We start from the raw sequence: 22,759 nt of genomic DNA, 5'->3' as shown, positions 1-22,759 counted from the left end.
GCTTTTAAACTGGATATACAGGATGTTTACGATCCGTGAATACTTGATATTTACTCATATACATTTCGAAACGTCCTTTTAATTCTTCTCGTAAATTGTTTGGATGAACTATACCATCAATCACCATTTCTGATGCTAAGTGGTAAATATCAATATCTTTCTTATACTCTTCACGTTTTTCAGCAATGAAGGATTCACGCTCTTCTTCTGGTAAAGCTGCAATTTTATTTGCATACACTGCATTAACTGCCGCTTCTGGACCCATTACTGCGATAGAAGCTGTCGGTAATGCTAGGCAGCAATCTGGTTCAAAGGCTGGACCTGCCATCGCATATAAACCAGCACCATATGCTTTACGAACAACGATAGAAATTTTCGGTACAGTCGCTTCACTCATTGCAGAAATCATTTTTGCACCGTGACGAATAATACCAGCGCGCTCTACTTTCGTACCAATCATAAATCCTGGTACATCTGCAAGGAATAATAATGGAATATGATATGCATCGCATAAATTAATAAACTTCGCTGCTTTATCAGCTGAATCGTGGAATAATACGCCGCCTTTCATTCGCGGTTGATTTGCAATAATACCTACTGGCTTACCATCAATACGTGCTAAACCTGTAATTAGTTCTTGAGCAAATAATTTTTTCACTTCATAGAAAGAACCTTCATCAATAACTCTGTTAATGAGATCTTTCATATTGAAAGGAGCATTTTGATTTTCTGGAATGATTTGTTCTAACGTTTTATCGAATTGTTTCGGTTCTTGAGGTGTAACCAATGGAGTCTTTTCTAAGTAGTTGTTTGGAAAATATGAAATGTATTGTCTTGCTTGCGTAATTGCATCTTCTTCTGTTTTACATAAAACATCTCCGCATCCTGATACAGAGCAATGCATACGAGCTCCGCCCATCTCTTCTAAAGTTACCTTCTCACCGATAACCATTTCAGCCATACGAGGAGATCCTAAATACATAGATGCATTTCCTTCCACCATCATAACAACGTCACAAAAGGCTGGAATATATGCGCCACCAGCTGCAGAAGGTCCAAATAATAAGCATACTTGCGGAACTTTACCTGATAATTTCACTTGATTATAGAAGATTCTTCCTGCACCGCGGCGCCCTGGGAACATTTCAACTTGATCAGTAATACGCGCACCAGCAGAGTCAACTAAATAAAATAACGGAACACGTAATTTTTCTGCCGTTTCTTGAATACGTAAAATCTTTTCAACTGTACGTGCGCCCCATGATCCCGCTTTCACAGTTGAATCATTTGCCATCACGCATGCTGTACGACCATGTATTTTACCCGTTGCCGTTATAACACCATCAGCAGGTAATCCTGTTTGTTCACAATTTGCAAATAATGCATCTTCTACATATTCACCATTATCGAATAGTAGCGCTAAACGATCTCTAACAAATAACTTTCCTTTCGCTTTGTTTTGTTCATGATATTTCGGTGCTCCGCCTTGCTTAATTGTTTCAACTCGTTCTTCAAATGAATTAGATTGTTGTTTTTGGTCTAACATATTTACTCCCCCTTATACATTGGTTTGCGTTTTTCCTTGAATGCCTGTAATCCTTCTAATCTATCTTTCGTATGGATTACGCCCTCATACGCTTGTTTTTCCATTTGTAATCCGGTATGTAAATCTACTTGAATACCATTTGAAATTGCTTCTTTTGCTAACCGAACCGCAATAGGACCATTACTAGCAATACGCTCTGCAATTTCAATTGCTTTTTCTTCTAATCTTTCAGCTGGTACAACGTATTCTACTAAACCATATTCTTTAGCTTCTTGAGATGAGATACGTCTCCCTGTATAAATTAGTTCTTTCGCTCTACCTACGCCAATTAATCTCGGTAAGCGCTGCGTACCACCTGCTCCAGGTATTATAGCAAGCGTAGTTTCAGTAAGACCAAGACTTGCATTGTCAGACGCAATTCTGAAATCACAAGCTAAACTTAATTCTGTACCCCCACCAAGAGCGATTCCATTTATAGCCGCAATTACTGGTTGTGGTAATTGTTCTACCATTTCCATAGTAGAACGAATCATACGAACAGCATTTCTAACTTGTTCTTCATTCATATTGGCACGTTCTTTTAGGTCTGCACCAGCGCAAAACGCTTTTTCTCCAGCTCCTGTTAAAATAACTACACGTGTATTTGACTCTTCACTAATTTGCGTTAATATAGTTTGTAGTTCTTCTAATAGCGCTAAAGATAATGAGTTTGCTTGTCTTTCACGATTTAACGAAACCTTTACAATATGAGGTGTTACATAATCAACTGAAATGTTTTGTAATTGTAGCATCTTCTCACCTACTTATCGTTTTATGTTGAAGCGCTCTATATACATGACTTGGTAATTGGATATTTAATTTACTTTGAATAAATTGACTAGCTCTCAATAACTTTTCTTCATTTACATTTGTTTGGACACCTAACTTATGGAGCATATGTACTAGGTCATCAGTAGCAACATTACCCGATGCTCCCGGTGCATAAGGACATCCCCCAAGTCCACCACAAGAACTATCAAATGTTGTAATACCATATTCTAACGACTTAACTACATTCGCTAAAGCCATACCGTACGTATTATGAAAATGCATTGCAAACTGCGAAGCATCATATTTCTTTAGTAAATACTCTAGAACTCCCTCTACTTGTAAAGGATTCGCTACTCCGATTGTATCCCCAAGAGAGATTTCATAAATACCGTATGAAAATAGCTGATTACATATTTCGTCAACTGCTGTGGCACTTATGTCGCCTTCATATGGACAGCCAAACACCGTGGATACATAACCTCTTACTTTTTTCCCTTCAAATGTTGCTTGTTTCGTTATATCTTCAATGACAGCTAATGCTTCTTTAATTGATTTATTAATATTACTTTTATTATGAGATTCACTTGCTGATAAAAAAACGTTCACCTCATCTACATTTTGCAAAAAAGCTCGTTCCAAACCATTTTGATTTGGAACAAGCGCAGCATATGTAACATTAGGATCCCTTTTTAGCTCCGAAAACACATCACTTGCATCTGCTAATGCAGGGACCCATTTTGGGTGAACGAATGAGGAAACTTCAACATACGATAATCCCGCTTCGGTAAGTAGTTGAATCCATTTTACTTTATCTTTTGTGCCAACAATCTTTTTTTCATTCTGTAAACCATCACGTGGTCCCACTTCTTTAATGACAGCAAAATTAGGTAGTTTCAATTCGCTTCCCCCTATATCTCCCTATTCAATTTCTAGTAATACATCCCCTTCATTTACGAAGTCGCCTTCTTGTACGTTAATTTTCATTACAGTTCCGGCTTCTTCTGAAACGATTGGAATTTCCATTTTCATAGATTCCAAAATGACGACATCCTGTTCTTCCTCTACTGTATCTCCTACTCCTACAACAATCTTCCAAACGTTTCCTGCCATCGATGCATATACTTTCGTCATCATTTTTTCCCCCTTAGTATTGTTAAATCTTATTTTTTAACAAGTTGTTTCGTTACAAAACCTGTTGTATAAATGCCCTCTTTAAACACTTCGTCTTCTAATACTTGCAATAGCATTGGCGTGTTCGTTTTAATACCTTCTACTTTTAATTCTTCTAAAGCATCATGTAATTTCGAAATTGCTTCTTCACGAGTCTCACCATGAGCAATAACCTTTGCAATCATTGGATCATAGAAAGGTGTAATTGTTACATGATTCTCTAAGAAGTGATCGATACGTACATTTGACGGTAATGTTAAATCTGTAATTTTCCCAGGTGATGGGAAGAATGTTTTTGGATCCTCTGCATAAATACGAGCTTCAATGGCATGACCAGTACGTTTTACATCATCCTGTGTAAATGATAACTTTTCACCACTTGCAATAAGAAGCTGTTGTTCTACAAGATCTAAACCAGTAATTTCTTCTGTAACTGGATGCTCTACTTGTAATCTCGTATTCATTTCTAAGAAATAGAAGTTCTTTTGATCATCTACAAGAAACTCAACTGTACCTGCATTTGTATAACCAAGTGCTTTAGCAGCTTGTACAGCAACTTCACCCATCGCTTTTCGTGTACCTTCATCTAAAAATGGAGAAGGTGCTTCTTCAATTACTTTTTGATTTCGGCGCTGCACAGAGCATTCACGCTCCCATAAATACACTGTGTTACCATGTGTATCTGCTAAAAGCTGAATTTCAATATGATGTGCATCTGCAATATAGCGCTCTAAATACATTTCTCCGTTACCGAAGAAGTTTTGTGCTCTTGTTTTGTTACTTTCAAATGCTTTGGTGAGCGTTTGCTCAGTTTCCATCAACTGCATTCCAATGCCTCCGCCGCCTGCGGATGCCTTAAGCATTAATGGGTAACCAATTTGTTTAGCAATTTCAATTGCTTCTTCAGCAGTTTCAATATTTGTAGTAATACCTGGAACTACTGGGACATCTGCAGCTTGCATTGCAATACGTGACTCGATTTTACTGCCCATCTTCGTAATGATTTCTTCTGATGGACCGATAAATACGATTCCTTCTTCTTTACAACGAACCGGAAAAGATGGATTCTCAGATAATAATCCATACCCCGGATGGATTGCTTCAGCATTTGTCTTCTTAGCTATTTCAATAATTTTTTCAAGATTTAAATAGCTTTCCTGGACACGTGGCCCACCTACTAAGTAAGCTTCATTTGCCATTTTTACATGTAGGGCATTTTCATCTGCCTCAGAATAAATAGCAACAGTGCGAATGCCAAGTTTTTGACAAGTTTTCATAATACGAACTGCGATTTCCCCGCGATTCGCAATTAATATTTTTTGAAACATAGTGATTCCTCCTTTTTATCTACATCCTAAATGTCTAGCAATTACGAGACGTTGAATTTCAGAAGTTCCTTCACCAATTTCTAATAGTTTTGCATCACGAATATGTCGTTCTACTTCATATTCACGCATATAGCCGTATCCACCGTGAATTTGTACCGCTTGATTTGCAATGCGACTAGCAGCCTCAGATGCGAAAAGTTTTGCCATAGCCGCTTCTTTACCGAAAGGTTTATCGTTATCTTTTAACCAAGCCGCTTTATGTACTAAATTACGCGCTAGCTCTACTTCAGTCGCCATATCAGCTAATTTAAATTGAATCGCTTGGAAATTAGAAATTGACTTTCCAAATTGTTGACGTTCTTTCGCATATTGCAGAGCACGTTCAAATGCAGATTGCGCAATACCAACAGCTAATGCAGCAATTGAAATGCGTCCCCCATCAAGTGTATATAAGAATTGTTTAAATCCTTTATTTACATCACCAAGAATATTTTCTTTCGGTACACGAACACCATCAAGTACGATTTCACAAGTATTAGAAGCACGAACACCCATCTTATCGTAAGGACTAGAAATCGTTAACCCTTCACTAGTAGTAGGTACGATAAATGCCGAAATGCGTTTTCTGCCATTATCTTCAACACCATTGACAGCGGTTACAATAATCGTATTTGCATACTCTGCATTTGTAATCCAACACTTTTCACCACTAATTACATATTCATCGCCATCTAAAATCGCTTTCGTTTGTGTGCCCCCTGCATCAGACCCTGCATTTGGCTCCGTTAATCCGAAAGCACCTAATGTTTTACCTGACGCCATCGGAACTAAATACTTTTGTTTTTGTTCTTCTGTACCGAAATAATAAATTGGAGAAGCACCTAATGAAATTGTTGCAGCATAGCTTAAGCCTGTACCACCACAAGCGCGGCCAATTTCTTCAACTGCTAACGCGTACGATACTGTATCGCCACCTGAACCTCCATACTCTTCTGGGAATGGGATGCCTAATAATCCTAGTTCGCCCATTTTTTGAAATGTTTCATATGGAAACTCTGCAGTTTTGTCATAATACACAGCTTTCGGTGCGATTTCCTTTTCAGCAAAATCACGTACCATTTCTTTAATCATTTGTTTTTCGCGAGTTAGAGTAAATTCCATTCCGCTACACACCCCTTATCGAATATTGAGTTTCGACAGCGTGCGAGTTTCTACTACAAACATTGCTACTTAAAAGACAAAAATATTAGTTAGATAATTGTTATAATTCTGTCATAACTTAATTTTAAAACAGATTCTGTACTAATGCACAAAAAAATTCCTACATTGTTCTACAACAACATAGGAGTTTTTTTGTCGAATTATGTAATTTATTGTTTAATAATCTCGACCTTTACCCGAATCTGAAATCTCTACTAAAGCTTCAGGATATGGTTCGAAATATGTTTGTCTTAATAAATACTTTTCATCAAATCGAAGAGCCCATGATTTTAAAATTGCAAGTAAGCTACTAAGAGGAATTTTCTTTTCTATATACTTTTGTATTAAATTTAAAAAGTAATCTTTTTCTTGTTTTTTCAGCTTTGTTTTAAAGTATCCAAAAATATGCTCACATACATTTACATTCGATGTATAGCGGGGTGTGCGCATAAATAATTCATATAAAGTCTTCTCATAGTTTTCCAATACAACTTCAATCTTCTCATTTTTGTGATTTGCAATAATACGCCCTAATTCCTTTTGTTTTACCTGATTATAAGCCATAAATAAATATTTATTATCCGACTGAAACGATACGAGGTCTTTCATATTTTTATTACGTTTAATCATCTTGTAATTTGCGATTGTAAATAACCTTGTAAAGAAATGTTCTCTAATAATAAAATTCGACAATCTACCTTCTTCTTCAATTGGAAGATGCGAAAAATTTTTTATTACTGCTCCGCCAAATAAGCCCGATCCCTTTCCTTTTGCTGGTGCTTTTTCAAAACCAGAATAAATCTTCACATCACGCGTACCACAACTTGGCGAACGATTCTTTAAAATAAAACCATCCACATCTGATATCGTATGTAAAAAGTCATTTGAAAATCGTTCCATTTTTCCAGTTATATCTTCCCGTGTCGATGGTTGCACAAGCCTATTCACACCATTTTCTTCTACAATTCGTATCGTTTCACGAGGAATCCCCAATCCGATCTCGACTTCTGGGCAAACAGGTATAAATGTAACAAATGACTGCAAATTTCTTATTGTTACATCTGGAATCATCTCTCCATTATAACGACAAGCATCAAATTCTAAACATTTACTTACAACGATTGTAGGTTTTGCAAATTGTCGCATTTCATTACCTCCTTAATGCTATTCCGTATATAAATTGTACTAAGATTAACATTTTAAGCAAAGTTTGATTCATTTAACTCTATTTTCTATAAATGTGACTTCTATAATGATGGTTTAGAAACTGTGAAATGAATAATACACACATGCTCTGGAGAAATTAATACGTAAGAAAGGAGGGAGCGTTATGAAGAAGAAATTATCATCTATTTTAAGTGTTTTAGCACTATCTATTATGTTTTTAGGTACATCTGCCCAAGCTGAATACGATGGAAATAATATGAATAGAGTTAATAACACTGATATTTCAACTCGAGTTAATGACAATAACTTAGACAGAGTTAATAATGATGTAAGAACTCGCAATGTCAATACAACAAATGATTTAAATGATAATCGTGATAGAAATAATAATTGGGCTTGGCTCGGGCTATTAGGACTAGCAGGATTATTAGGTCTTAGAAGAAAAGACAAAGAAACACGCTGATTTAGAATGTTTTTAGTAAACAAGTACTTATTTATCAAAAATATATAATGAAAATTAATCGCCTTTTTAAAGGCGATTAATTTTTTGCTAAAAAATGATATAAGTACTTCACACTTCAACATATTTTTACTTATGATTAAATTCGTGGCGTTAATCCGTACAATATAAATTGAATCGTATTTTCAATTTCCGTTTCATCATCCCATTTTTCTTCAGGCAATAATAAAAATCGTGTTAATAATAAACCTAATACAGCTGATAAAGTAAGTCGTAAAACAGAAGATGGAGGCATTTCAATAATTTCTTCTTCTTCTTGAAACTTTGCAATCAACTTTTTAAAATGTGAAAGTAATTCTGTTTCAACTAAATGTTGTATCTCATTTTTCAATTCCGGCTGAAACGGCACTTCTTGAATTAATATTTTTATCATTGGAAAATGCTTTTTTGCAAATTCAAATCTATTATGAATAACAACTCTTAGAAGCCCTTCATATGATTCATACTCCGATTTAAATATTTCCTTTGCGAATGCTTGTACGAAAAATGGTGCAGCAAACTTCGTTAATGTCGGCATGACGACTGCTAGCAATAAATCTTTTTTCGTTTTATAGTAGCGGAAGATCGTTCCTTCCGCTACACCAGCGCGCTTTGCAATTTCACTTGTTGAAGTTGAAGCATATCCTTTTTCTCCAAACATATCAACGGCTGCTTCTAAAATACGCATTTGACGTTCATTTCGTTTATCTGTATTTGTTGCAGCTATTAATTCCTCCAGCCAATCTTTCTGCATTTATAAAGCTCCTTTTTGTCATTATTATATTTTGCGATGTTTCTTTAAAGCAAATACATTTCCTACTGCAAATAATATTGAAAAAAGTAATAATACAGTAAGATCTACTGCAATCTCTGTAATTCCTTGATTTCGAATCATCACTTGTCTCATTGCATCAGCGCCATATGTGAGCGGAAATAATTTCCCTAACATTTGGAGCCACTTATTCATAGATTCAATTGGAAATAACCCAGAAAAGAAAATTTGTGGCACAATGACAAGCGGTATAAACTGTATCATTTGAAATTCATTATTTGCGTATGCCGATAAAAACGTCCCTAAAGTTAATGCCGTTAAAGAAAGAATACATGTAATAAGTAGCGTTAACCATATGGAGCCAGCTACATACAAGTCTAAAATGTAAACTGAAAAACTTACGATAATAATAGATTGTATAAATGCAAAGATTCCAAAACCAATAATATATCCTGCAACTATTTCCCATCTTCTTACCGGAGTGGACAATAATCTTTCTAATGTACCACTTAAACGTTCTCTCACGAAAGAAACTCCTGATAAAATGAATACAAAGAAAAATGTAAAGAAACCGATTAATACAGGTCCGAGGCCATCAAACATCGTAAAGTCTTTAGATCCATGTAAATACTTTACTTCAGGTTTCATAACTGAGACATCATTCTTTTCAGCGCTCTTTTGCAACACTTGAAGTACAGCACGATTTTTTGATGAATCACTACCTTCTAATAATAGATTGATTTTTCCATTCTCTAAATGGATTACTGCATCCACTTTTTGCTTTTCAAGCTCAGACGTTGCCTTTTCCTTGCTATATTCAAAAATTGTTGCCTCTTGATGCTTCATCGCAGTTATGATAGGCGCCGGTACATCGACCAAAGCAATTTTTGGTATATAATCTTTTTGTGTAAATACGAGAGACAATAACCAAAGTAATAACATTGGTGCTCCAAACATCATAGCTAACGAACGCTTATCTCGAAAAAATTGGCGAATAATACGAATGATTACACCAGTAACTCTCATGATTGAGCCACCTCATCCAACAAAAAGACATCTTCAATCCGTCCTGATGATACCCGATTTTTCAATTCTTCAGGTGTTCCAGTCGCAACTAGCTTTCCTTCTCTAATCAACCCTAGACGCTCACAAAACTCAGCTTCGTCCATAATATGCGTCGTTACAATAATGGTTGTGCCTTTCTTTTTCAAATCATAAAATTTTTCCCAGATTGTTTTTCTAAGAAGCGGATCTATCCCAACTGTTGGTTCATCTAAAATTAATATTTCAGGTTCATGAAGGAGCGCTATTGCTAATGATAAACGCTTCTTCATCCCGCCTGAAAAATGCTGAACTTGTTTTTTCATATGTTGTGATAATTGTACAAGATCAAAAACCTCTTCAATTCTTTCTTTTTTATGCTTTCCCTTTAATCCATACATCATTGCCAGAAAATCTGCATTTTCATATGCTGACAGTTCTTCGTATAATGCATCAGCTTGTGCCATATAACCAATTCTTTTCATCTCACTTAACTTTGGCATGTTTGTATTGAAAACAAGTACCTCGCCTTTGGTTGCCTCATTAATACCTGCAATCATTTTAATTAGCGTTGTTTTACCTGAACCGGAAGGACCAACCAAACCAAAAATCTCTGCTTTTTCTACTTGCAACGAAATGTTATGCAGTACTTCTTTTTTCCCAAAACTTTTGGATACATCTTGCAAAATAATTGAAGATTGTTGCATTCAAAATCCCCCTTTTTAACGAAATGAGTGAGTACTCACTTTTATTTTATTCTTTTGTAATTATATGTCAAACTTTATTGATTAATATTCATTTTCAATCAACAATTTTAAACAATGAAACAGAGTCGACATTAGAAAATCATTTCTTAAAGTCGACTCTGTTTCATTTAAACTATATATTTTTCTTTATGTTTTTAAATTCATATACTTCCTAATTCTAGCAACGTCTAAAGAATATTCGATAACTAATTGTTGTAACGGTAAAATCACTGTGTCGGGATATAAATGTGCATATTGTAATGTTTCCGCATATTTTTCTAATCTTTTTTCCAAGTACTTTATAATTTGATCAGGATGACTTACTAATAAACATTTACAATAATAATGTATTTGTTCCTCAATCGCCGTATACTCTTCAATTTCATATTCTTTGTGCATGTGTACACCCCTTTAAGTTTTTTACATAGATTACTTATCACACTTTTCACTCGACTAATTTTTAAGTTTTTTGATTATTTACACTATAACAAACTCTTCAGGTCAAATTTTGTTACTTTATGTAACGTAGAAAATTTTTAACAAAATTGTAATGTTAACTTGTACAAAATATAAAAGCACCTTTTCCTTTTTTACATAAAAAGTCGTACAGTTCAATTTAACTGTACGACTACAAGTTCCGGCCTATTAAAGATTCTTTGCGGAATAATACTATTCCCTAATCCTCGACTCACTATCATAGACGTATTATTCTTAGCCTATAGTAGCTAAATTAAATTATTTTACACCAACCTGATTCCAAGCATTTTCTATGGCTTTATACGCTACACTATCGTAACCATCATAATCAGCCGCAGATTGTAATAAAGCAGTACGAGCTTGTTTAAAATCGCTAGAATGAGTTTCTATAAAATAAAGTTAGAATAATATTTCAGGTCAAAACATGCTCTTAGATATTTTGAAGATATTATTTTACTCATATCTGTTTTCTTTTCAAGTGCCCCTAATAACCAAGTTCTATTAAAACCTGAACTGAAATAATTCTTCCATAACATTTGTTTTAATTTTAGTACGAACGGTAGCCTCTCTAAAATCACTCTCAAACAAAAACCATAATAAGTCTATTTGAAGTGAACCCGAATAGTGATACATGAAAAAAACACCTCCTGAATTCGCATACTAAGTATGCAAATTCAGGAGGTGTTTTTGGTTTGAAGACAAGAGTTCATTACCCAGAAGAAATAAAGTGGAAAGTGATTGAAATGAAAAAGAATGGATATTCCAATCGAACAATTATGGAGAAGCTTGGCATTAAAAATGTTTCCCACATTAAGACATGGATGAAGTGGTATCGTACTAATCAAACGTACCGTTTTCAGCAACCTGTAGGAAAACAATATTCTTATGGAAAAGGGCCAAAAGAGTTAAATGAATTGGAACAGCTACGGTTAGAAAATAAACAGTTAAAAACAAAATTACTAATATGGGGAAAGTATCTGGAGATCGAAAGGAGTTGAACCCGGAAACTGTAGTTACTTTATGGACCGATTTAAAAACAAAACTAACGGTAAAAGAATTGTGTAATGTATTAGAATTACCCCGGTCTACATTTTATCGCTGGTTACAACGAACAGTGGACCTAAGAGATGAGATAGAAGAGAAAATAAAGGATGTTTGTCTTCAGCATAAATTCCGATATGGATATCGAAGAGTGACTGCAACTCTTCGGAAAATGGGGCTGTGTGTGAATCATAAAAAAGTATTACGAATCATGAGACAAAATCAGATTCTCTCAAAAGTTCGTCGAAAGAAAAAGAAATATATCAGTGACGCGGAACCAGTGGTAGCCCCTCATCGATTGGAACGCCAATTCGATGCATCCGCACCAAATGAAAAGTGGTTTACGGATGTGACGTATCTATTATTTGGAGAGCGTACCTTGTATTTATCAACGATTATGGATGCCTTTAATCGTGAAATTATTAGTTATGTCATCAGCGAGTCCCAAGCACTGCCATTGGCGATGAAGACATTAAAACAAGCAATGAGAGGGCGAAAAGTAAAAGATGTCCTTCTTCATTCAGATCAAGAAAGTATTTATACAGCGAAGGAATTTCAAGCGTACGCCAAAGAAAACGGCATTATCACCAGCATGTCCCGGAAAGGAAATTGCCATGATAATGCCGTCATGGAAAGCTTCTTTGGTCATTTGAAAAGTGAAGCCTTCTATTCACAAGAGATAACAAAAGTATCCAACACAACTGTGCGAAAGATTGTGCTAGAATACATTCATTACTACAATTGTGTGCGAATTCAAGAAAAATTAAACCACCTATCCCCTAAAGAATTTAGGGAACAAGTGGTTTAGGTGTTTTGATACGTGTCCCGTTTTTGGGGTTCACTTCATTCGTAGACAATCAAGTGCTTTAAGTTCATATGTTTTTAAGTAGTATTAAATTTATAAGTTTTGTAGTAGTTGTCATGATACCTTTTGTATGTTATGACAATTACTACGTTAAACCTTACGAGTTCGTTAGTTTTATACCCATTCCAGGTATTTATATTTATCAACTAATCACTATGAGTTGTAATCACAGAGTCTCTTTTCCCTAAAAATAAATTATCATATCTATTACGCTTCATCAAACAGACATCCTGATTTGTATAATTATTGTCGGATGTAAATAAAAATATTAAATAACTAAATCAATTTGGCAGCTGAATAGTTACCTTATTTTTCTCCTGAAAACAAATTAAAAATCTAGTTTATTTAAATCATTATGTTTTATAAATCGAGCTATTTCCATTTCTAAATCAATTCTATTAATATTTTTATCAAAAATAAATCCCATTTTCCCATTATATTTTTTTAATTTAGTTGGCATATCCCAATACTCCATCTCATTTTCAAACTCATATAATCCAAAAGTAAGACTCATGTTTCTTCCGTTTTTTTCAAAGAAAATAATTATGTTATCTTTATCAAAGTCTTCATAAATAATATTTATTTTAGTGTCATTCATTCTTGCACACCTTCCCAAGTAGTATACTTACTAGATTATCATTTTTAACCATACAATAAATTATTACTTACTCCCAATTCTATATAAATGATAATATTTATCATATAAACCACAACATGCATCCATTCCTGGGTTTGCACTCATTGACTTTTCGATTACTTTTCCCCATGAACCATACTTATTAAATGAAAATTCTGCTGTTGGACCATGTGGATTACCATATTTAACCTCATTTCTAGCCATTACACGCTCTAGTCCTTTTGGATCATCTATATAATCATTTAATCGATTCTGATTTCTTTGATTATTTACCGCTCTTGCAATTTCTTCAATTGAATTTCCCTCATTCTTCATTTTATTAACTAGTTCTATAATATTATCATTTTTATCATGATAACTCTGCCTTCTTACAGTTGCCTGAGCCACTTGTTCTGGATTTGTCCAGTCTAGTGCATCAGCAAATCCACCTATACTCTCCGATTTTGGATTTGGAGAAAACCCATAAACTGCATCTGGATTTTCATGTATATCTTTTGCCGCCTTTGGATTATCCATAGGATTATTCTTATAAGCAAATCTAGTATCACCCGTACCCTTATCTCCACTAGAACTGATCTCGCCTTTAGTAAACTGATGGGTTGATAGCTTTTCTTCAACTCGATGAAAATCAGGTGTATCAAATTTAGAGCGTATATTATTTGCACCTGCATAGGTAAATTGATTTTTTGGCATTAGAATATTATTCAACATGTCAACGCTTTGTTTATACTTATCTAAAGTTATTACGTTTTTAGTACCTTGTATAAAATTTACACTTTCACTAAGTTTTGAGGTTTTGCCTAACGTTGAAACTTTATCTACACCTTTTGTTCCTACAAATAATTCAGCGATTGCTAATTTAACTTGCATCTCTACATTTCCAAACCATTTAGCTCTGCTATTCCAATCTCCATTTACAACATCTTTATTCCACGAATCAGAAATAGCTTGTTCTACAGCAGCAAATGTTTCATCGATGTGAGAAAGGGCATACACAGCCCCCTCAACACTATCTATTGGATGTAAAATTGTGTTTACTATTCCTTTAAGTTCATCTAACACCGCTTCATTTTGCCCTTTTTTGTAGTTATGATATTGCCCGATAATAGGAGTGTTTTCTATCTGGCGAATAAATTTTTTGTACAAATGATCCATCGCTTCTACGTTATTTTCAACAATATCTTTAAATATATCGAACAACGATTCTTCTATAATACTGATTTCTTCAGAATGATGTTTTTTTTCTTCTGTAATCGCTTGGATAGAAGTCGTCCATTCCATATTCAAGCCTTGTGTACTAAACGTACCACTTACAGGACTAAATCCTTTCCCACTTTGAACTTCGGCAAGACCAGTAGCAATACTAGCTGCTAATTGAAGGGCTGTGCTGTAGTTATTACTGGATGTATAATTGAATTCATATAAATGCTCTAATTTTTCTTCAAGTTTTTTTCTCATCTCAACTAAAACAGTTACAATTGCGTCTATACCAGGCATTGGTGTAGCTTCATCTATCACTTCTATACTTGCAATCATTTGATTGATTTCTTGAATTTGCTCTCTTACTTCTTGTTCGACTACATCCGTGGAAGCAACTTGTGATTGAAAATCTCTTGGAAAAGCATCATTTTGACGAATTAATTCTTCACATAAATAAATAATACCCTGTGCTAAAGGACGAAAGGTTTGGACAAGAAATATTTTTGCACTACTATATGTTCGTCCTTGCAGAACCGTATCAGTTGCAAAAGCATCAATCGACTGAATGACTTGTTCCATGCCTTGAATGGTAGCGGTACATACAGCATTCATGCTTTGAGTCTGATTTTGTACTTCCCCTAAATACATATTTAAACTCATGCTTTGTCCTCCCTTTTTAATTACTATTGCCTATAAATACGGTTGGTTTTTAAATCAATAAGATTGCGTCTTTCTTTAAGCAATATTTCTTTGTGATTTTCCAATTCAAGTAATGATTTCCGCTCGATATGTTCCGATTCTTGAAGCTTATTTATAAAAAAATTAGAAATTTCTCTATCACCATGCCATGTTTTTTAAAGTCCTATTAAATAAACGATTATTTCGATTTCTCAATTCATGAAATCCTATTACCGCTCGTCTCTGGATTTGAATTGCAGCTTGATTTCGACTCTGTTTTTCAAATATTATCCGAAATTCTTAATTTAATTGATTTATTTGCTTTTCAATCTTTTGATCCACCTTTTTCTTCCTCTCCTTCTCTCGCTACTGTAGATTATCACATTAGTGAAATGTCTTTTGTAGTTCGTTATCCATTCTTTCAAACTCCTTAGCTGCTGAATGAATATTATCAACTGCTTGTTGAAAGGTCCCACAAAATTGTCAAGTCAAATCCAACATTTGTTGATTCGTTTTTTGTGCTTGAGCATTAACAGATAGTGTAGTACGACTCGCCTTTGTTATAGAAAGATTTGTCGTACTTTGGATTGTATCCGAAGCATTTTTCATCGATGCAGCGATTTGTTTGGCCGTTTGAAAATTACTTTGAAAGTTCTCCATTATTTACACCCACTTTATTTATAAAATCATATAGAAAATTATACCATGTAAGAATATTTCAATGTATCAAATATTTTCAGTAAAGAAATGTATAAGCTATGGGTGAATCAGGCGTGGAAGGCAGACTAAAAAAAACTGTCGAAATATATAACCCATTTAAGGGTACATGATCGTAAATAACAGATTTGAATACAGAAAGATGAGGAAATAATTCAGTCTCATTAAACAATAAAATTCATGTGACCGGTGAGGGTGCTGCACAATCTGGAGAGCTTGTTAATAGTATCTAAGTTTACTCAGAAACATTTTCTCCCACTTAGAGATTTGATAGGGGTTGAGAATCGTTAATAGGAATTTATAACAAATACGGATAGAATAGCATATCTATATACTGAATAAAATATTTGATAAAGATTCAATTAAAAGACAATCAACAAATAATAAAGTTTATGCAGCTACATTTGAAGTTAATTTTGGAAAATCATTTATATTTAATTAGTTAATTTAATTAAAACATAAACACAAGCTATCCTTTCGGGGTCACTTCACAGTTGAATTATAATAAAGGATAGCTTTTTGTTTTTTCTTCACAGTACATTTATAAAGCACAATACGAGTAGATAAAATGTTTTTATTATAATTTTAAACCTTATTGATAGACCTTCTTTTCACTTTCCTTCACATCTATGTTGTTCTCACTTGTTCATTCTACATCTTGATTAAAAACTTGAAAAAATCTTCTTCATTTAAAGGTTTACTGTAAAAATAGCGCTTAGTTCCGGACAAGCATTCGCAATATCTTGAACCCCAGTACCAGGGATTCCATTCTCATTTTCTAATCCCGTATGCATTTCCTACTAATGTCTTTCCCTTATATTGTTCACTAACTTTTTTCAATGTATCTAAGCCAAAGTTAAATTCATGATTTCCAAATACCCAAGCATCCTATCCCATGGCATTCATCGCTACCATCATTGGCGATTGTGGTTGATCATTGAATAATTCTACTGGGTTTCCTTGAATTGTATCCCCAGCATCTACTAATATGGTATTTGGATTTTCCTGACGTACCTTCTTTATAACTGTATAGAGTTGCGTTAAACTTCCACTCGTATTTGCACCATCAAGCGCATAATCCCAGGGCATAAATCTACCATGAATATCTGCAGTACCTAACAGTGTAATATTGACATCAGATTCCTCAGCTTTTGAGGTAGATGGTTTGACTGTTACTGCTGTTCCAAGAAGTATAAAAATAGCCAAATAACATAAATAGTTCTTCCATTTCATTTTTTGCATAATAACAATATTTCTCCCCTTTTGTACTGTCATCCTAACTATACTTAGTTACGATGACCTTCTTTTGTTACCTGAATTATAAATGTATTAGGAATACAAAAAAAGCGATTCTTTTTACATTAAAAAGAATCGCTTTCCAAGTTCATATTTTCAATTACATTACATAAAGAATTGAGAGATTATCACTTAAAAGCATTGACGACAACTTCAGCCGCCTCTGCAATGAGTTGATTATCATAGCTCGCCTCTTTCTCATCTTTACTAGATAAAATTGCGATGATAATAGGTGCTCTATTTGGTGGCCAAACGATAGCAATATCATTTCGTGTCCCGTAACTTCCAGCTCCTGATTTATCTGCAACTACCCAGTTAGTAGGCACACCTGCACGAATAAGTTTGTCTCCTGTAGCATTTCCTTTCATCCACTCTGTAAGAATGTTACGTTTATGATTTGGAAGCGCATTTCCGGCCGTAAAACCTTTAAGATTCGTAGCAATTGCTTTCGCTGTACTAGTGTCACGAATGTCTCCTGGAATAGCCTCGTTTAATTCTGTTTCAAAACGATCAGACATAGTAACGCGGTCCCCCATCTGTCTTAGCGCTCTTTCATACCCTTTCGGTCCGCCTATTTTACGGAATAAAATGTTCCCTGCAGTATTATCACTGTAACGAACAGCAGCCTCAGCAATTTCCCCTAGTGTCATTCCGGTATCTACATGTTTCTCTGTAACAGGTGAATATTCCACTAAGTCGTCTTTCGTGTAAGTAATAACTTCATTTAATTTCTCAGTTGAGTTTTGCTGCAGTAATATCCCTGCCGCTAGCGCCTTGTAGGTTGATGCAAAGGCAAACCTTTCGTTAGGTCGATAAGCGATTGTTTGATTTGTACCAGTATCAATCGCATATACACCTAATCGTGCATCAAATTTCTTCTCAAGTTGAGAGAACTCTTTATACGTCGCCTGATTTTTATGTTTCACTTTTCCAGTCTTTTCTTTCGCTTCAACTTGCAATGTCCCTCCTTTAAAAGCATCTAGGCTTGTAAGACTTAAACCTAATATACCAACGCATATACCTATTTTTAGCATCCTCTTGTTTTTCAAAATCATCATTCCTTTCAAATTCTTAATACCTCTTTATACGTACACATAATAGACAATCACAGAAACAAATTTGTTCCATAATCTTAAAAAACTTTATAACTAATATCTGTATTATTAACAAACTAAAAGATAGCAACTATGATAGCTGCTATCTCTTATTTCAAATCTTCTTTTAACTTTTAAAGAATTTTATATAAACAGGGGCTCTTCCCTGAGAAAAGCACTCAAATTTTACTAATTTTGATTAGAACTATCTGTACTAGCAACTTCACCATGTATACGTTGCTGTTTTAAATCAAAGTATGCATCTAAAACTTCCTTTCCAATTATAGAATTAATTCCACTTTTATCATTATGAAGCCACGGAACTACTACTGAGAACGCTACTTCTGGATTATCATATGGTGCATATCCAACTAACGTTAAGTTGTAACATTCCATACGTTCTCCTTTTGCGTTTCTACCAATTGGATCATCTCCGCCATATACAGTTTGAGCTGTCCCTGTCTTTCCTGCTGGTTTATATGGAGCATTTTTGAAATACTTCACGCCAGTTCCATCACCTTCTTGAAATACCCATCTAAACCCTTCTTTTATCCGATCAATATGTTCTGTCTTCATATCAACTCGATTTAATACGACAGGCTCTATAGAGCGTATAACTTTACCAACCTCTTCTTTTATTGATTGTTCTCGTATTTCTTGTACAATTTGAGGTTGCATTCTATAACCGCCATTCGCAATCGTTGAAATATATTGTGCCAATTGCAACGGCGTATACGTATCATACTGACCGATAGAAAAATCTAGTAAAAATCCTGGTTGACTATCTACTTTTCTAGTTTGTCCAATTATTTCATTTGGTAAGTCAATTCCTGTTGGGACACCTAAACCAAATTGTTTGAAATAATAGCGCATCGTATTAAATGCTTCTTGTTTTATATCCAATGAGCCATTGGGTACGTAATTAACTCCCGCAATTTTTAAAGCTGTCTGGAACATGTATACATTCGAAGATACTTGTAGCGCTCGTAAATCATTAATATTACCAAATCCAGATACATTCCATGATTTCTTGGCTTGTGTACCTTTAAATTTCATTGGTGCATCATAAAATTGATCTCCTGGCTGTATTGCCCCTGTCTCATATCCAGTTAATAAAGTAGCACCTTTTACAGCTGACCCTAGTTCATACGAAGTTGTCATGTTACCTAATGCCAAATCCTCAATCTCTGTTTTCCCTTGTTTTTCTACAATCTTTTTGCCTGCCATAGATAAAATCTGTCCGTTATTGGGATTCGTCATGACAACAAAAGCTCTGTCTAACAGTGGCTCTGAACTCTTAAAAGCTCTCAAGTTTTTCTCTATACTTTCTTCCACTTTCTTTTGTAATTCCATATCAATCATTAATGTTAAACTATTTCCACTTTTCCCTTTAGAAATTACTTCTGTGTTTATAATGTTTCCTGCTCTATCAGTAATGTTTTTCACTTCTTCTTTTGTACCGTGTAATACGTCTTCATATCGTTGTTCAATATAACTTTTTCCTACACGATCATTCCTGTTATATCCACGTACCAAATAAGAATCTAAATTTTCTTTCGGTAATCCTTCTTCACTACTCGTAATATTTCCTAATACAGAACGAAATAAATTACCATTTACATAATTACGTTCCCAGTCAACCGTCGCATCTACTCCTAGAAAATTCGCAAGGTTTTCACTTATACGCGCATACTCTTCATCTGTTACATCTTTTTTAATAATTTGTGGTGTTAGTTGATAACCTGAACTCATTTTACTTTTAATAGCTAACACCTTTAAATCTTGTGCTGTTAATTCTGCCAATTCTACTTCTGTAATGCGACCTCGTCTTAAGTCTTCTATTTTTTTATCTAACTCTTTTCCCTCTATACCCTTTTCTTTAAACGTTTCTATATCTTTCTTAGTAATCTTTGTCTCCGCACGTTTCGTATTCAACTGCATCCAGAAATCCTTTTTATCGATATCGGTTAATTTATTTATATCTTGTTCGGGCATTTCAAGTACTTCCGCCAAGTCTTTTGCTGTTTTCAAAATATCTTCACTCGTAATCCCCTTTACCCTTGTATACGTAATCGTGCGAAGAGATTTATTATTAACGACTGTTTTTCCTTCTCGATCTAAAATTTGTCCACGTGGAACCGGAATGCTAGTTATTGCATTTTGACTGCTTTCCACTTGGTTCTTATAAGCCTCTCCCTCAACGATTTGTACTTTCCCTAGCTGCATAATAATAGCTGAAAATAGTAAAAATATGCAAAGGAACATTATATTTAATCGAATAGATATATATGTCTTCTGCTTCTTTCCTTTTTGTTCTTCCATAAATCCTCCATTTAATCCTTTCAGGAATTGCTACAAATACTAAAAGCATTCCTTATATATTAGATACCGCTGACCGGCTATAAATTTCGTCTCAATTTTTTGCTTAATTCTTGTAAGCATCCATCCTTTTCGTTTAGCTACGTAATTCATAACTCTCCCTTCCTGTTTTCTCTCTATTTTTTTGTAGCTTGTATTAGAAATGCTACACTGTATAATGACTCATATTAAACTTACACATAGACTTGCTAGTAAATTTCCATACTGATTATTCCTTTCTTCATGCTGTAATACTTAATAGACAACCTAAATAAGAAAGTTGTTCCACATTTACAAAAAAAATAATTAACTATAATATGGAATAGGCTAAAAAGGGAGGGTTTTATGTTACATACAAAAATAAAAAAGTGGAGATTTATAGCGGTTCTTTCTATTGTGGGTGTGATTTTAATAATTTTATTAAAAAGCCATTTCGTTTCAATAACTATCGAAACTTCTTCAGCTGAAAGAGGAGAAATACTTGATCAAAATGGTGTAATACTAGCTACAAATAAGAAAGTTAAGTCTCTATATTGCACTTCTAATGATGACAAGCTATCGAAACAAGATACAGCAAACACATTAGCTTTTTTCAATCAATTTTCAAGCGAGTTTCAACATGATATTTCTACAGAGAACATAAAATCTCAATTACAACAATCTTGTAAAAAACAGACTATGAATGATATGCCGTTATACTCTGATATAACTGAGAATGAACTTGCATTCATAAACAAAAACAAACCCATTAATGTAATAATTAAAGATGAATGGATTCGATATTATCCTAAACACGCAATTGGTTCACAGGTAATTGGATATGTAGAAAATGACCTTAATTCAAAGCATATAGCTGTCGGAAAAAGCGGGGTTGAGTTGCAATATGAAAATGATTTAAAAGGAAAACCAGGTAAAACTCTTATTTTTAAATTGAATAATAAAAAGTTATTATGGAACATTCAAAAAGTACAAAAAGGAAAAGATGTCCGGCTAGCTTTAGACTCTGAGTTGCAACAAAAAACAGAGGAAGCATTAAGATCTCAAATTAAGAAAACACCTGATGCTAAAGCTGGTTATGCTGTAGTGAGCGATGCAAAAACTGGCGCAATTTTAACGATGGCCAACTCGGCAGTTTTTGACCCAAATATATTAAATACACATGTATCACCTAAAATAGATAACATAAAATCACTTTCGCAAAATAAAGCAATTCAAAAATTAAAGTATGGTGAATCTTATGTAAATATGGCTTCTACTATAAAGCCACTTACTATTTTAATTGGATTAAACGAAAAACTTTTTCAACCTGAAGATACTTATTTAGATAAAGGTACTTTTCAGTATGATAATCAAAATAACATTACGAATGCACCTGGAACACCAACAGGTGAGATTACACCGAGGCAGGCTATCATTAATTCATCTAACACATTTATGACAGCAAAAGTAGCTTTGCCCTTATTCAACCAAAATAATGGCAATATAGAAAAAGTGGCACATTTATGGACAGATTATTTAATGCAATTCGGCCTACGTTCTAAAACCGGGATTGATTTACCCTTTGAAGAAGATGGACAATATGAATTCCATCCCTCTAATAAGTTTGAAAATGGAATCTCCGCTTTATTAAATGCCTCTTGGGGAGGAAATGAAGTGCATACTCCTCTTCAACTTGCTCAATATGCAGCAACTTTGGCAAGTAAAGGTGATAAATATAAACCTCAAATCGTAAGTGCTATTATTGGTCAAGATGGTAAGGAAACAAAAAAGTTTAAACCAGTTTTAGAAAGTTCAAATCGTTACCCAATGAACTTTTGGAGTGTCGTACAAGGTGGAATGAGTCAAAATATAGAGGAGATTAAAAAGTTGCCCTTTGACGTCGCAGGTAAAACAGGTATTACAGGTTTTCCGAATGAGCAAGAAAGAATGATAAATCATTCTCTTTTCATTGCATATGCTCCTACCAAAGATCCACAGATTGCCGTTTCTGTCGTTATTCCTGGTAGTAATTCAGAAAAAAACATTGCTGCACTCGTTACATCAGAAATTTTAGAGTCCTGGAATACTCTTCAAAAAGAAAATAAAAACAAAGAGGAAGGTTCATTAAAGTGAACCTT

At 34.3% G+C, this 22,759-nt stretch carries 18 protein-coding genes and 6 pseudogenes; 4 read left to right on the top strand and 20 right to left on the bottom strand.

Going from position 1 to position 22,759, the window contains the following annotated elements:
* Positions 1-4: 4 nt before the first annotated feature.
* The 7 genes from DN410_RS21380 to DN410_RS21350 all read right to left on the bottom strand — a co-directional run bounded on the left by DN410_RS21380 (position 5) and on the right by DN410_RS21350 (position 7,200).
* A complete protein-coding gene (locus tag DN410_RS21380; protein WP_149177964.1) occupies positions 5-1,546 on the bottom strand; it encodes an acyl-CoA carboxylase subunit beta in 1,542 nt (513 codons plus the stop codon).
* Between the two features lie 2 nt (positions 1,547-1,548).
* A complete protein-coding gene (locus DN410_RS21375; protein WP_149177963.1) occupies positions 1,549-2,337 on the bottom strand; it encodes an enoyl-CoA hydratase in 789 nt (262 codons plus the stop codon).
* 4 nt (positions 2,338-2,341) lie between these two features.
* Positions 2,342-3,253 (bottom strand): hydroxymethylglutaryl-CoA lyase, encoded by a 912-nt coding sequence (gene mvaB / locus DN410_RS21370; protein WP_149177962.1) that lies wholly within the window; start codon positions 3,251-3,253, stop codon positions 2,342-2,344.
* A 21-nt stretch (positions 3,254-3,274) separates the two neighbouring features.
* Entirely contained in the window at positions 3,275-3,490 is a 216-nt protein-coding gene (locus DN410_RS21365; protein ID WP_001985297.1) for an acetyl-CoA carboxylase biotin carboxyl carrier protein subunit, read from the bottom strand.
* 26 nt (positions 3,491-3,516) lie between these two features.
* Complete coding sequence (locus tag DN410_RS21360; protein WP_149177961.1) at positions 3,517-4,854, bottom strand: acetyl-CoA carboxylase biotin carboxylase subunit; 1,338 nt, start codon at positions 4,852-4,854, stop codon at positions 3,517-3,519.
* A gap of 15 nt (positions 4,855-4,869) precedes the next feature.
* Positions 4,870-6,015 (bottom strand): acyl-CoA dehydrogenase, encoded by a 1,146-nt coding sequence (locus DN410_RS21355; protein ID WP_061687076.1) that lies wholly within the window; start codon positions 6,013-6,015, stop codon positions 4,870-4,872.
* Positions 6,016-6,231: 216 nt separating this feature from the next.
* Positions 6,232-7,200: a YbgA family protein gene (locus tag DN410_RS21350; protein ID WP_149177960.1), complete on the bottom strand. Its 969-nt coding sequence runs from the start codon at positions 7,198-7,200 to the stop codon at positions 6,232-6,234.
* A 184-nt stretch (positions 7,201-7,384) separates the two neighbouring features.
* Between DN410_RS21350 and DN410_RS21345 the strand changes: the two genes are divergently transcribed.
* A complete protein-coding gene (locus tag DN410_RS21345) occupies positions 7,385-7,684 on the top strand; it encodes a WGxxGxxG family protein (RefSeq protein ID WP_149177959.1) in 300 nt (99 codons plus the stop codon).
* Positions 7,685-7,820: 136 nt separating this feature from the next.
* On the opposite strand, the gene DN410_RS21340 is transcribed toward DN410_RS21345, so the two are convergent.
* The 6 genes and pseudogenes from DN410_RS21340 to DN410_RS28575 all read right to left on the bottom strand — a co-directional run.
* Complete coding sequence (locus tag DN410_RS21340) at positions 7,821-8,474, bottom strand: TetR/AcrR family transcriptional regulator (protein WP_149177958.1); 654 nt, start codon at positions 8,472-8,474, stop codon at positions 7,821-7,823.
* A gap of 24 nt (positions 8,475-8,498) precedes the next feature.
* Positions 8,499-9,518 carry an ABC transporter permease gene (locus tag DN410_RS21335; protein WP_149177957.1) on the bottom strand — a complete coding sequence of 340 codons (1,020 nt, stop codon included), beginning with the start codon at positions 9,516-9,518 and terminating at the stop codon, positions 8,499-8,501.
* Positions 9,515-10,240, bottom strand: coding sequence for an ABC transporter ATP-binding protein (locus tag DN410_RS21330; RefSeq protein ID WP_149177956.1), 726 nt, complete (start codon positions 10,238-10,240; stop codon positions 9,515-9,517). The genes DN410_RS21335 and DN410_RS21330 overlap by 4 nt, the downstream gene beginning before the upstream one ends.
* Before the next feature lie 186 nt (positions 10,241-10,426).
* On the bottom strand, positions 10,427-10,678 hold the full coding sequence (locus tag DN410_RS21325; protein ID WP_000548621.1) for a hypothetical protein: 252 nt from the start codon (positions 10,676-10,678) through the stop codon (positions 10,427-10,429).
* A gap of 336 nt (positions 10,679-11,014) precedes the next feature.
* Positions 11,015-11,140: pseudogene (locus tag DN410_RS21320) on the bottom strand (M4 family metallopeptidase); the annotation flags it as partial.
* Positions 11,141-11,278: 138 nt separating this feature from the next.
* Positions 11,279-11,362, bottom strand: a pseudogene (locus tag DN410_RS28575) (gfo/Idh/MocA family oxidoreductase); the annotation flags it as partial.
* A gap of 86 nt (positions 11,363-11,448) precedes the next feature.
* On the opposite strand from DN410_RS28575, the gene DN410_RS21315 reads away from it, so the two are divergent.
* A protein-coding gene (locus DN410_RS21315; RefSeq protein ID WP_149177955.1) for an IS3 family transposase occupies positions 11,449-12,605 on the top strand; the annotation gives its coding sequence in 2 pieces (ribosomal slippage) (positions 11,449-11,698 and positions 11,698-12,605; 1,158 coding nt in all).
* Positions 12,606-12,990: 385 nt separating this feature from the next.
* Here DN410_RS21315 and DN410_RS21310 read toward each other — a convergent pair.
* The 5 genes and pseudogenes from DN410_RS21310 to DN410_RS28570 all read right to left on the bottom strand — a co-directional run.
* Positions 12,991-13,260, bottom strand: a complete 270-nt coding sequence (locus DN410_RS21310) for a hypothetical protein (protein WP_149177954.1) — start codon at positions 13,258-13,260, stop codon at positions 12,991-12,993.
* 63 nt (positions 13,261-13,323) lie between these two features.
* Positions 13,324-15,159, bottom strand: coding sequence for an LXG domain-containing protein (locus tag DN410_RS21305; RefSeq protein WP_149177953.1), 1,836 nt, complete (start codon positions 15,157-15,159; stop codon positions 13,324-13,326).
* Between the two features lie 23 nt (positions 15,160-15,182).
* A pseudogene (locus tag DN410_RS21300) lies at positions 15,183-15,468 on the bottom strand (DUF3958 family protein).
* Positions 15,469-15,561: 93 nt separating this feature from the next.
* Positions 15,562-15,837 (bottom strand): annotated as a pseudogene (locus DN410_RS21295) (TIGR04197 family type VII secretion effector).
* 761 nt (positions 15,838-16,598) lie between these two features.
* Positions 16,599-17,136, bottom strand: a pseudogene (locus DN410_RS28570) (metallophosphoesterase); the annotation flags it as partial.
* A 75-nt stretch (positions 17,137-17,211) separates the two neighbouring features.
* On the opposite strand from DN410_RS28570, the pseudogene DN410_RS28565 reads away from it, so the two are divergent.
* Positions 17,212-17,311 (top strand): annotated as a pseudogene (locus DN410_RS28565) (undecaprenyl-diphosphatase); the annotation flags it as partial.
* A 7-nt stretch (positions 17,312-17,318) separates the two neighbouring features.
* Here the strand turns inward: DN410_RS28565 and bla are convergent.
* Together bla and DN410_RS21275 are read right to left on the bottom strand one after the other, a co-directional pair.
* Complete coding sequence (gene bla / locus DN410_RS21280; protein ID WP_370456827.1) at positions 17,319-18,266, bottom strand: class A beta-lactamase Bla1; 948 nt, start codon at positions 18,264-18,266, stop codon at positions 17,319-17,321.
* Between the two features lie 207 nt (positions 18,267-18,473).
* Positions 18,474-20,606 carry a peptidoglycan D,D-transpeptidase FtsI family protein gene (locus tag DN410_RS21275; RefSeq protein ID WP_149177951.1) on the bottom strand — a complete coding sequence of 711 codons (2,133 nt, stop codon included), beginning with the start codon at positions 20,604-20,606 and terminating at the stop codon, positions 18,474-18,476.
* Between the two features lie 381 nt (positions 20,607-20,987).
* Between DN410_RS21275 and DN410_RS21270 the strand changes: the two genes are divergently transcribed.
* Positions 20,988-22,754, top strand: coding sequence for a peptidoglycan D,D-transpeptidase FtsI family protein (locus DN410_RS21270; RefSeq protein WP_149177950.1), 1,767 nt, complete (start codon positions 20,988-20,990; stop codon positions 22,752-22,754).
* Positions 22,755-22,759: the final 5 nt, after the last annotated feature.

Source organism: Bacillus sp. SH5-2 (assembly GCF_008368905.1).
In the GTDB taxonomy this organism is placed as follows: Bacteria; Bacillota; Bacilli; order Bacillales; family Bacillaceae_G; genus Bacillus_A; species Bacillus_A luti.
Note: the sequence above shows the minus strand (reverse complement) of the source record. Positions and strands in the feature narration are given on the sequence as shown.

What these genes read in the sequence shown, in the direction of transcription:
- DN410_RS21380 (WP_149177964.1), bottom strand. Translation starts at nt 1,546, where the DNA reads ATGTTAGACCAAAAACAACAATCTAATTCATTTGAAGAACGAGTTGAA.
- DN410_RS21375 (WP_149177963.1), bottom strand. Translation starts at nt 2,337, where the DNA reads ATGCTACAATTACAAAACATTTCAGTTGATTATGTAACACCTCATATT.
- DN410_RS21365 (WP_001985297.1), bottom strand. Translation starts at nt 3,490, where the DNA reads ATGATGACGAAAGTATATGCATCGATGGCAGGAAACGTTTGGAAGATT.
- DN410_RS21360 (WP_149177961.1), bottom strand. Translation starts at nt 4,854, where the DNA reads ATGTTTCAAAAAATATTAATTGCGAATCGCGGGGAAATCGCAGTTCGT.
- DN410_RS21355 (WP_061687076.1), bottom strand. Translation starts at nt 6,015, where the DNA reads ATGGAATTTACTCTAACTCGCGAAAAACAAATGATTAAAGAAATGGTA.
- DN410_RS21350 (WP_149177960.1), bottom strand. Translation starts at nt 7,200, where the DNA reads ATGCGACAATTTGCAAAACCTACAATCGTTGTAAGTAAATGTTTAGAA.
- DN410_RS21345 (WP_149177959.1), top strand. Translation starts at nt 7,385, where the DNA reads ATGAAGAAGAAATTATCATCTATTTTAAGTGTTTTAGCACTATCTATT.
- DN410_RS21340 (WP_149177958.1), bottom strand. Translation starts at nt 8,474, where the DNA reads ATGCAGAAAGATTGGCTGGAGGAATTAATAGCTGCAACAAATACAGAT.
- DN410_RS21335 (WP_149177957.1), bottom strand. Translation starts at nt 9,518, where the DNA reads ATGAGAGTTACTGGTGTAATCATTCGTATTATTCGCCAATTTTTTCGA.
- DN410_RS21330 (WP_149177956.1), bottom strand. Translation starts at nt 10,240, where the DNA reads ATGCAACAATCTTCAATTATTTTGCAAGATGTATCCAAAAGTTTTGGG.
- DN410_RS21325 (WP_000548621.1), bottom strand. Translation starts at nt 10,678, where the DNA reads ATGCACAAAGAATATGAAATTGAAGAGTATACGGCGATTGAGGAACAA.
- DN410_RS21310 (WP_149177954.1), bottom strand. Translation starts at nt 13,260, where the DNA reads ATGAATGACACTAAAATAAATATTATTTATGAAGACTTTGATAAAGAT.
- DN410_RS21305 (WP_149177953.1), bottom strand. Translation starts at nt 15,159, where the DNA reads ATGAGTTTAAATATGTATTTAGGGGAAGTACAAAATCAGACTCAAAGC.
- DN410_RS21275 (WP_149177951.1), bottom strand. Translation starts at nt 20,606, where the DNA reads ATGGAAGAACAAAAAGGAAAGAAGCAGAAGACATATATATCTATTCGA.
- DN410_RS21270 (WP_149177950.1), top strand. Translation starts at nt 20,988, where the DNA reads ATGTTACATACAAAAATAAAAAAGTGGAGATTTATAGCGGTTCTTTCT.